Annotated in this window: 8 protein-coding genes; 2 read left to right on the top strand and 6 right to left on the bottom strand. The window is 62.3% G+C overall.

From position 1 onward, the window contains the following. The 3 genes from DBR30_RS07390 to DBR30_RS07380 all read right to left on the bottom strand — a co-directional run. Positions 1–266: FAD-dependent oxidoreductase (locus DBR30_RS07390; RefSeq protein WP_258224324.1), on the bottom strand; the 266-nt coding region annotated here is incomplete at its 3' end. A gap of 199 nt (positions 267–465) precedes the next feature. Continuing rightward, positions 466–1,986 carry a cryptochrome/photolyase family protein gene (locus tag DBR30_RS07385; protein ID WP_108539778.1) on the bottom strand — a complete coding sequence of 507 codons (1,521 nt, stop codon included), beginning with the start codon at positions 1,984–1,986 and terminating at the stop codon, positions 466–468. Continuing rightward, complete coding sequence (locus DBR30_RS07380) at positions 1,986–2,150, bottom strand: DUF2256 domain-containing protein (RefSeq protein ID WP_108539802.1); 165 nt, start codon at positions 2,148–2,150, stop codon at positions 1,986–1,988. Before DBR30_RS07380 ends, DBR30_RS07385 begins: the two co-directional genes overlap by 1 nt. 461 nt (positions 2,151–2,611) lie before the next feature. Between DBR30_RS07380 and DBR30_RS07375 the strand changes: the two genes are divergently transcribed. After that, positions 2,612–3,997: a tryptophanase gene (locus DBR30_RS07375; protein ID WP_108541156.1), complete on the top strand. Its 1,386-nt coding sequence runs from the start codon at positions 2,612–2,614 to the stop codon at positions 3,995–3,997. Positions 3,998–4,131: 134 nt separating this feature from the next. Here DBR30_RS07375 and cdd read toward each other — a convergent pair whose 3' ends face one another. From cdd to DBR30_RS07360, 3 genes are all read right to left on the bottom strand, one after another. Beyond that, complete coding sequence (gene cdd, locus DBR30_RS07370; RefSeq protein ID WP_108541155.1) at positions 4,132–5,016, bottom strand: cytidine deaminase; 885 nt, start codon at positions 5,014–5,016, stop codon at positions 4,132–4,134. Between the two features lie 197 nt (positions 5,017–5,213). Beyond that, complete coding sequence (locus DBR30_RS07365) at positions 5,214–5,900, bottom strand: LrgB family protein (RefSeq protein WP_108541154.1); 687 nt, start codon at positions 5,898–5,900, stop codon at positions 5,214–5,216. After that, positions 5,897–6,253: a CidA/LrgA family protein gene (locus DBR30_RS07360; protein WP_005333279.1), complete on the bottom strand. Its 357-nt coding sequence runs from the start codon at positions 6,251–6,253 to the stop codon at positions 5,897–5,899. Before DBR30_RS07360 ends, DBR30_RS07365 begins: the two co-directional genes overlap by 4 nt. Positions 6,254–6,417: 164 nt before the next feature. Here DBR30_RS07360 and DBR30_RS07355 point away from each other — a divergent pair. Next, the coding region (locus DBR30_RS07355) for a glycoside hydrolase family 36 protein (RefSeq protein WP_258224323.1) at positions 6,418–8,034 on the top strand (1,617 nt) is incomplete at its 3' end.

The following is an 8,034-nucleotide window of genomic DNA, read 5'->3' as shown; positions in this document are numbered from 1 at the left end:
ATCCAGCGTAGCTGGAAGGGGTCGGCGGTGGGGCGCACGGTGAAGGGGGCATGCTTTTGCAACATCCACTTGGCGGCCTTGAGGGGGATGCCGGGAGCTGCCCAGGGGGCCGCATAACCCGGGGATATCTGCCCGGCGTTGGCATGGCTGGTTTCAAGGGCAACGCCCCCTTGCCGCTCCAGCAGGGTTACTTTGTGACCCGCTTTGGCCAGATACCAGGCGCTGGTTACCCCAATTACGCCGCCACCGAGAACCACTATCTCCATATCGTCTTTCCTTGACTGATCTCCTGATGTGGCCACCACCATAATCAGCCGCCACAGGATATTCAACCGCTCTACGCAGGATTGGGATCTCCGTCTGCCTGCCGGTCACAGGCTGGTGTTTGGTGCGATGGTGAGCCTGATTGCCAGCGTAAATCGCTGCGCTGTTGTCAGTGTGAATGCGCCAGGGGACATGGTCCGCTTACAACTGCTCCAGCTTGATCAGGTACTGCTCCGCGGTGGCCAGAATGGCCTGCTGTTGCGCTGCGGCTTGGCCATCCCAGTTGGCATAGGGGAGGGCGAGGCGGGGATTGCCGCCCAGTTTGTCCCGATTGCGCCAGAGAAAGTGCCAGTAGAGGCTGTTGAAGGGGCAGCTCCCGTCGCCGTGGCGGGCTTTCACCTGATAGTGGCACCCCTTGCAGTAGTGGCCCATCCGCTCGAGGTAGGCGCCGCTGCTGGCGTAGGGCTTGCTGCCCATCAGGCCGCCATCGGCAAACTGGCTCATGCCGCGGGTGTTGGGCAGTTCCACCCACTCGATGGCATCCACATAGATGCCGAGATACCACTGATCAACCTCATCGGGGTCAATCCCTGCCAGCAGGGCAAAGTTGCCGGTCACCATCAGCCGCTGGATATGGTGGGCGTAACCGTGCTCAAGGGATTGGTTGATGGCGTGGCGCACGCAGGCCATCTTTGTTTCTCCATTCCAGAAGAAACCGGGCAGCGGCCGGTTGGCCACGAGAAAATTGGTGCGCTGATAGTCGGGCATCTTCTCCCAGTAGATGGCACGGACAAACTCGCGCCAGCCGAGGATCTGGCGGATAAAACCCTCCACCTGTGCCTGCGTGATGGCGGCCTGATTGGCCTGCCTGTGGGCTTCGGCGGCGCGGATCACCTCAAGTGGATGAAGCATCTTGCTGTTGAGGGAAAACGACAAACGGCTGTGAAACAGGCTCCAGCCCCGCTCGCTCAGGGCATCCTGATAGCGGCCAAAGTGAGGCAGGCAGTGGGCCAGAAAATGGGCCAGCAGCTCGCGGCTCTGGCGCCGGTTGATGGGCCACGGTAGGGCGCTGGCATCCACCTCGCCGATGGTGCTGACCCCGTGGCGGGTCAGCATGGCATCAATCTCGCTCACCTCGTTGGCAAAGGTGAGGGGCGCCGGGATGGGCTGGCTCGCCGGCAATTTGGCGCGGTTCTCGTCATCAAAGTTCCAGCGCCCGCCAAGGGGTTGGCCGCGCTCATCGAGCAGCACTTGATATTGCTTTCGCAGGGCGCGGTAGAAGAACTCCATCCGGCTGTGGGGGTAGCGCTGCCAGCCATCACGGGGGGTGAGAAAATGCTCGCTCTCCACCTCGGTGGCAGGGATGGCAAGGCCAGCGGCCCAGCTTTTCAACTGGTTGGCGAGGCGCCACTCGTCCGGGCTCTGCCAGGCAAAACTGCTGGCCTGAAGTGCTTCGAGCTGAGCCTCCAGCAAGCCCGGCAAGTCGGACCAACGGGCGCTCTCATCAAGGGTCAGGTAACAGACGCGGTGGCCCGCTTGGGTGAGTGCCGCTGCAAAGGCGCGCATGGCGGCAAAGAAGGCCAGCACCTTCTGACGATGGTGGCGGCAGTAATCGGTCTCTTGGCGCAGCTCCGCCATCAGATAGCAGACCGCCGGATCCGGCGTGCGAAACCAGCTGTGACCGGCGTTCAGCTGATCGCCGAGAACAAGGCGAAGTTCCATCAGACTCGATCTCCCTCAGGTTGCTGACTGCTGTGACGAGCGTGGCGACAGCGTTCGCTGCAGTAGCGAACCTCCTCCCAGCTACGCGCCCACTTGCGCCGCCAGCTGAAGGGGCGCTGGCAGACGGGGCAAATCTTCTCGGGCAGATGGGGTTTGCGATGCATGATGGCTTCCGGCCTTGGCTGATGGGGTATGTGGCGTGTGGCTAGGGAGAATAACGAACCGGGGGGGGCGGGCGGATCAACCTCACTGCCTGTTTGCCGCGCAGATGCCCACTTTGTGAGCGGGCGCACAGCCCGTCGGTGCGCCCCTTGTTTGCCAATTAACCTGCCGTTAACGTGGCGAGGCTGCCCGTTGGCAGCATCCATCAATGGATCTTGTTGGCCACCGACTGTCTACAACCGATATGGAGGGGAGTGATGCCAATCATGACAGCTACGCCCCGGGCAGCTTGCCTGCTCGCCCACTGGTATACCCGGGATCCCATTCTCACCTTCGACTTTCCTCACCGCTGATTGGCGGCACCCGCCGTTTGAATTTGTCAGCCGGACGACCCTGATCGCCCCGGCCTCTTTGCCAATCCCGATTTCAAACACACTGGCCCCGCGCCGGTGAGGAGTCTTTTATGCGTCGTATACCCGAGCCGTTTCGTATCAAGATGGTCGAGCCCATCAAACAGACCACTGGCGCCGAGCGCCGTGCCGCCCTCGAGGCCGCTGGCTGGAACCCCTTCCTGCTGCTGGCCGAGGATGTCTATATCGATCTGCTGACCGACAGCGGCACAGGTGCCATGTCCGATCGCCAGTGGGCCGGCATCATGATGGGGGATGAGGCCTATGCGGGCAGCCGCAACTTCGTCGAGCTGGAGCGCGCGGTGCGCGAGATCTTTGGCTACCAGCATGTGATGCCCACCCATCAGGGGCGCGGGGCCGAGCAGATCCTCTTCCCCGAGCTGGTCAAGCGCTGCAAGGGCAAGGCGCCGGTCTTTATCTCCAACTATCACTTCGATACCACCAAGGCCCACGTGGAGTTGGCTGGCGCGCGGGCCATCAACCTGCTCACCCCGAAAGCCCTCGACACCACGGCCCCCTACGCCTGGAAGGGGGATTTTGATCTCCCTCGCCTGACCGACACCATCGAGACCCTGGGGGCCGACAACGTGGCCGGCATCATCATCACGGTCACCTGCAACAGCGCTGGTGGTCAGCCGGTCTCCATGGCCAATATGGAGGCGGTCTCCGAGCTGGCCCGTCGCCACCATATTCCGGTGGTGATCGATGCCGCCCGTTTCGCCGAGAACGCCTGGTTTATCAAGGAGCGGGACCCGGCCTATGCCAAACACAGCATCAAGGAGATAGTGCGCCAGATGTTTGCGCTGGGGGACATCTTCACCATGTCGGCCAAAAAAGACGGGCTGGTCAATATCGGCGGGTTGTGTTGCTTTAAAGAGGATCTCGACCTGTTCCGCGCGGTGCAGGTGCGCTGCGTGGCGATGGAGGGGTTTGTCACATACGGGGGCCTTGCCGGGCGGGACATGGCGGCGCTCGCCATCGGCCTGCGCGAGGGGATGGATGAGGAGTATCTCACTTACCGCATCAGTCAGGTGGCTTATCTCGGTGAGCGGCTGGCTGAGGCGGGGATCCCGATCCAGACCCCCACCGGCGGCCATGCGGTGTTTGTCGATGCCAAAAAGCTGCTGCCCCATATTCCGGCCGAGCAGTTCCCGGCCCATGCGCTCGCCTGCGAGCTCTATCTGGAAGGGGGCGTGCGCGGGGTGGAGATCGGCTCCCTGCTGCTGGGGCGTGATCCCGCCACCGGCAAGCAGGAGGCGGCGGATTTTGAGCTGTTGCGCCTCACCATTCCGCGCCGGGTCTATACCCGGGATCACATGGACTATGTGGCCGACTGCCTGATCGCGGTGAAAGCGCGGGCCAGCGACATTCGCGGGCTCACCTTTGACTACGAGCCGCCGCTGCTGCGCCACTTCACCGCACGGCTGAAACCGGTTTGATCAGCAACCGATCAGACTGGGTGATCAACAGTGCCAAGCCGTGAGGATCACCGGCGATTCCCGGTTAAATGGCCAAGTAAAAAAGTCCCCGCACCAAGGTGCGGGGGCTTTCGTTTATCGGAGCGAAGTTAGTGTCAGACCGCCTGATACTCCAGCTCGACCGAGCCCAGCGCCTTGAGGGTGGACTGGGCGGAGTCACGCTGGCTGATCTGGCCGTTTTTGTTCTCCAGCAGCACGGCGCGGCGGATGGTGGCGAGATCTTCGCCGTTAAGCACCGCATGGGCGCAGGCCATCTGCATCGGCGGCAGGCTGGGGTTGAAGGCGGCGTTCTCGGCGTAGCGGCCAGAGAAGATGCGGCCATCGGCAAACTGCAGCGCCACCGCGGCATAGCCCTGGCTATAGGGGGCGTAGCTTTGACGGGCGGCGGCCAGCGCGGCTTGCCACAGCGGGTCTTCGCTTTGAAGCTGAAGCTCTGCGTGCTCCTGCGGGCTCATCAGCGCATCAGTGATGTCGAGATCCGCCGGGCCAAACGAGTGGGGCAGGAAGGATTGCAGGGCGCTCAGGTCATCCGGCAGAGAGACTTTCAGGATCTTGGCGGTGCTCAGCTCGTTCATGAACTGACGGCAGTGGCCACAGGGGGTGTAGTTGACGGTGATTTCAGAGATCCCGGTCTCGCCACCCAGCCAGGCGTTGGAGATGGCGGACTGCTCGGCGTGAACCGAGTGGAATAGACCTTGCCCCGCAAACTCCATGTTGGCGCCGAAGTACCAGGTGCCGCTCAGGCCACAGGCGATGGCACCGACATAAAACTTGGAGATGGGCGCCACAGAACAGGCGGCGGCCAGCGGCAACAGGGCGAGGCGCAGGGCGCGATCATCGAGACCTGTGGCGGCTTTCAGGGTGGCGACTTGCTCCGGCGTGAAGCGGGCGTTGAAGTCGGCACTATCCAGCATGGGCTGCACGGCTGCTTTTAGCGGGGCAGAGAGGGTATCGAATGGCTTGGCAAAACGGGGATGCATAGTGTGTCCTCAAAGGCCAATTGGGCGGCCATTGTAGGGAGCAAGCTCGGGTAAATGTGTGAGCAGGCTCACGCCCTGACGGGCAAACGGAGGGGGATGGTAATGGAAACGTTTGTCTTGTGCAAATTGTGCGGCAGGTCGCACCCCGAGAGGCCAGCAGGCCCCCCGGAATGGTCAACAGGTGGTCAATGGGGTGATCAGATCAGCCAGTGATAGATGGCAAACAGCAGCGGGGCGACGGCAGCGGTGAGGATCCCGCACACCACCATGGCGAGCGATGCAAAGGCCCCCTGGGTTATCCCCTTCTCGGCGGAGGTGGCGGTGCCGATGGCGTGGGCACAGGCCCCCATGGCGAGCCCTTGCGCTTCCGGATCGGTCACTTTGAGCAGTTTGAGCAGCGGGTAGCCGATCAGGGCACCGACAATCCCCACCACCACCACCACGGCGGCCGCGATGGCGGGAATGCCGCCGATGGACTGGCTGACGCTCATGGCGAGCGGGGTGGTGATGGATTTGGTGGCAAGGGAGGCGAGCAGCGCCGGATCTGTGCCCATAAAATGACCGATCAGCAGGGTTGTGCACACCGAGATCAAGACGGAGGCGAGGGTACAGATTAGGATGGGCTTGAGTTTGGCCTGGATCTGGCGCGCCTGCTGATAGAGCGGCAGCGCCAGCGCCACCACGGCGGGCTCCAGCAGCATGGTAATGGGGCTGCTGCCGCGCTCGTACTGCTCAAGGGGCAGGTTGAACCAGAGCAGCAGGCCGATGATCACCGCGGTCGGCACCAGCACCGGATTGATGATGGGCCAGGGCAGACGGCGATAGAGGGCGCGGGTGGCGAAATAGAGCGCTAGGGTCAGAGGGATCGCTAGCCAGAAGATCATTTGTTCATCCTCTGGTAGAGCCGACCGACGGTGGCGAGGATCAGCACGATCCCGAGCACGATGCAGAGCATGATGACGCCGAAGGATTGGCGCAGGGGCTCAAGCCAGGCCACCAGTCCGACCGCGACCGGCACGAACAGCACGCCCATGTGGCGCAGCAGCAAGCCTGCCCCCAGCTCGACCCAATGCAGCTTGATCAGTTGCAGGGAGAGCAGCACAAACAGCAACAGCATGCCGATGATGCTGCCGGGAAAGGCGAAAGGCAGGATGGCTGCCACGGATTTGCCTGCCAGCAGGCAGGCGACGATGACCATAAAGTCACGAAAGTACAGCAAGGCGCGTTGCGCGATCACGTGAACCTCATCGACTGGGAAGAAAAATCGCAGTTTACCAGAGAGGCCGGGTCGCGGCATTAAAACAATAACAACTGAAATCAGTTCGTTTGAAGCTGATTTGTATGCAGATTATCTGTTGAACATCGTCTGATAGAACCCTTTTCGAACTACAAGGAGTAGTGATGACATCCCTCTTGTCCCGAGTTCGCCAGCTGGCGAACGATAATGCGTTGCCACCCCATCTGCTGCAAACCCGTCAGTGGGAAGGGCCCCTGTGTCGGGTGCGACTCGACAACACCGGTTCTGATGCCACCCCGGTTGAGCGCTGGGTGCTGTTTGACGGCAAGCTTGGCCTGCCGGTGGAGAGCGCCATCTATGGCGAAGGATTCCAGATGCTGGCCCAGACCATGGGTAGCTGGCAATCACCGCAACATGTCAGCCGTTGCCCCGATGCCAGCGTCTATCGCATCACCGATGACAATGGCTACCACACCATTCACAACCTGTTGCTGGTGGAGCATGGCAAGGGGTGGCTGCTGCTCGCCTTTGCCAGCTGCCACCGTTTTGGCGGGGAGTTTCGCCTCTACCCCGATGGCCGCTTGCAGATCCTGATGAACTGCGAAGGGCGAAAACTTGCAGCCGGTGAGCACTGGCAGAGCGAGGCGCTGATCTGCCTCGAAGGGGCTGAGCGCGAGGATCTGCTGGCCGAACTGGCACGGCTGATCGAGGCCGAGCACGGCTCGCTGATCGGTAAGGTGAGCGAGCGCCCGAGCGGTTGGTGCTCCTGGTATCACTACTACGCCGAGGTGAGCGCTGCCGATATTCGCGAGAACCTGCAGGTGCGTGCCGAGCGCTTCCCGGCCCTGCGCTATGTGCAGATCGACGACGGCTATCAGGCCAAAATGGGCGACTGGCTTACCCCGTCGGCCAAGTTCGAGCAAGGTGTTGCTGCATTGGCTGCGGAGATCAAACAGGCTGGCTGCGAGCCCGCTCTCTGGGTCGCCCCTTTTATTGCCGAACCCTGTTCACAGGTGTTTCAGGAGCACCCCGACTGGTTTGTGAAGGGGGATGACGGTCTGCCGTTGCCCTCCGAGCGGGTCACCTATGGCGGCTGGCGCTGCACCCCCTGGTATGTGCTGGACGGCACCCACCCCGAGGTGCAGGCGCACCTTGAACAGGTGTTCCGCACCCTGCGAGAACAGTGGGGCATCCACTACTTCAAGCTCGATGCCAACTTCTGGGGTGCCATCCACGGTGGCCATTTCCACGATCCGGCTGCCACGCGGGTTGAAGCCTATCGGCGCGGCATGGCCGCCATTCTGCGCGGTGCTGGCGATGGTGCCTTCCTGCTCGGTTGCAACGCCCCCATCTGGCCGAGCCTTGGGCTGGTGCACGGCATGCGGGTGAGCGATGACGTGGAGCGCAACGGCCACCGCTATCGCCAGATTGCTCGCGAAGCCTTCTGCCGTGCCTGGCAGAACGACAAGCTCTGGGCCCTCGATCCCGACTGCATCTGTTTGCGTGATCTACCGAGCCAGCAGGCAAGCAAGGCGGATTACAGCTTCCATCTGGCAGCGCTGGTGGCGAGCGGCGGCATGATGCTGGCGGGTGATCGACTGCAAGATCTCGATGAGGAGCAGGCGGCGCAACTGCGCAAGTTGCTGGCGCTCTGCACCGCCCGGGCACCCTCTGCCCGTTTCGAGTCGATGGACTTTGCCTGTGGCGAAGTAAGCCTGCCCGAGGGCGGCACTCTGCTCTGCCTGTTCAACTGGGAGGGGCAACCACAGGAGTTTCTGCTG

It is taken from the genome of Aeromonas sp. HMWF017 (assembly GCF_003061465.1).
In the GTDB taxonomy this organism is placed as follows: Bacteria; Pseudomonadota; Gammaproteobacteria; order Enterobacterales; family Aeromonadaceae; genus Aeromonas; species Aeromonas veronii.
This window is presented reverse-complemented; position numbering and strand designations above follow the sequence as displayed.